Genomic DNA, 1,708 nt, shown 5'->3' with positions numbered 1-1,708 from the left:
TCACTCCCTCTCCCTCCGGGAGAGGGCCGGGGTGAGGGGGAAATTCAAAAGCTCGGATTGTGCCGTGTGGCAGTATACCAAGGCGCTCGGAAACCGCGTTTTGCGAGCAGCGCCAAACTTGGTCACGATCAGCGTTCGGTCAGGGCGATACGGGCGTTGTACCAGTTCATGAACGCCGAGATCGACAGACTGACGACCAGATAGACGGCCATGGTCGTGGCGATGATCTCGATGGCCTGACCGGTGATGCTCACCGAGGTTCCGGCAAAGACGTTGACCAAGTCGGGATAGCCGATCGCCGTAGCCAGGGATGAGTTCTTCAACAGATTCAGATATTGGCTCGTCAGCGGCGGGATGATGACACGCAGGGCCTGGGGGATCAGCACCAATCGCAGGCGCTGTGACCGGTTCAGGCCCAACGCGGACGCCGCTTCGGTCTGGCCATGGGGGACCGATTGGATACCGGCGCGTACAATCTCGGCGATGAAGGCCGCGGTGTAGATCGTCAGGGCGATGAGCAGGGCCGTGAGCTCGGGGATGATGGTCAGACCACCCTGAAAATTGAAGCCCCGCAAGGCCGGGAACTCCCAGGAGAGGGGCTGGCCGGCGACGAAGAACGCGACGCCCGGCAGCCCGATCAGGACCAACAGCGCATAGCGGATCGTCGGCAGTGGTCGCCCGGTGCGTTTGCGGTGACGGCGTGACCAAAGTACAAGCAACAGCACCATGGTTACTGCCAGCACCGCCGCACCCAACACCAACCCTGTACCCTCCAGCAACAACGGTCGTGGGACAAAGAGCCCGCGCTGATTCAGAAAGACCGCCTCCCCCAAGGACAGGCTCGTGCGCGGATGGGGCAAGGCGGTCAGGACCGACACATACCAGAAAAAGACCTGGAGCAGCAGCGGGACGTTGCGAAAGGTCTCGATATAAACCGTGGCAAGGCGCGCAATCAGCCAATTACGGGACAGGCGGGCGATGCCGATCAGGAACCCGAGCAGAGTCGCAAGGACGATGCCGAGCGCCGAGATCAACAGGGTATTCAGGAGTCCGACCACAAAGACCCGCCCGAAGCTGGAGGTCTCGGTATAGGGGATCAGGGTCTGGTTGATACCGAACCCGGACGCTTGAGCGAGGAAACCGAAGCCGGTCTCTATACCTCGGCTCTCCAGGTTAGCGAGGGTATTAAAGACCAGAAAGACCAACAAGCCCACGACCGCGGCCAGGAACAGGGCCTGGACCAGCAGGGCGCGGACCGATTCGTCACCCAAGCGGGCAAGCCGTGGGAAGGACATCCTTACCTTATTCATTCCTCGCACATTAGAGAGGAATCCCCGGTTTCGATTCCCTCTCCTCAACCCCTCTCCCGAAGAGGGTATCGCAAAAACGGTGGCGTTAGCTGCCAGTCTGTGAAGTTTAAACCACAGAGGACACAGAGAACACGGAGAATTGGTCTGTACCTTTCTCTGTGTCCTCTGTGGTTCGAAAGGACTTTTGCGGATACCTTCCCGAAGGGAGGGTGTCGCAACAGCCCCGCTCCCGGTCTCTGGTTCCCAGGCAGCGCATGGGAACGAGAAAACTAAGCATGACTGATGACCATTTGGACCGGCAACTCGGCATTCAAGTTCTACCCGATAACCAGAAGAGCCGACAACATGTCGGCGGTCCCAGGGGCCGACAGGATGTCGGCGGTCCCGGGCCGGCTGGG

General features: G+C 60.1%; 1 protein-coding gene. It reads right to left on the bottom strand.

Annotated elements, in window-relative coordinates; translation table 11 throughout:
* Positions 1-128: 128 nt before the first annotated feature.
* Positions 129-1,310 carry an amino acid ABC transporter permease gene (locus BQ17_RS04840; protein WP_218068105.1) on the bottom strand — a complete coding sequence of 394 codons (1,182 nt, stop codon included), beginning with the start codon at positions 1,308-1,310 and terminating at the stop codon, positions 129-131.
* Positions 1,311-1,708 lie beyond the last annotated feature (398 nt).

This window comes from Candidatus Thiosymbion oneisti (assembly GCF_900092655.1).
Taxonomy (GTDB): Bacteria; Pseudomonadota; Gammaproteobacteria; order Chromatiales; family Chromatiaceae; genus Thiosymbion; species Thiosymbion oneisti.
Note: the sequence above shows the minus strand (reverse complement) of the source record. Positions and strands in the feature narration are given on the sequence as shown.

What these genes read in the sequence shown, in the direction of transcription:
- BQ17_RS04840 (WP_218068105.1), bottom strand. Translation starts at nt 1,310, where the DNA reads ATGAATAAGGTAAGGATGTCCTTCCCACGGCTTGCCCGCTTGGGTGAC.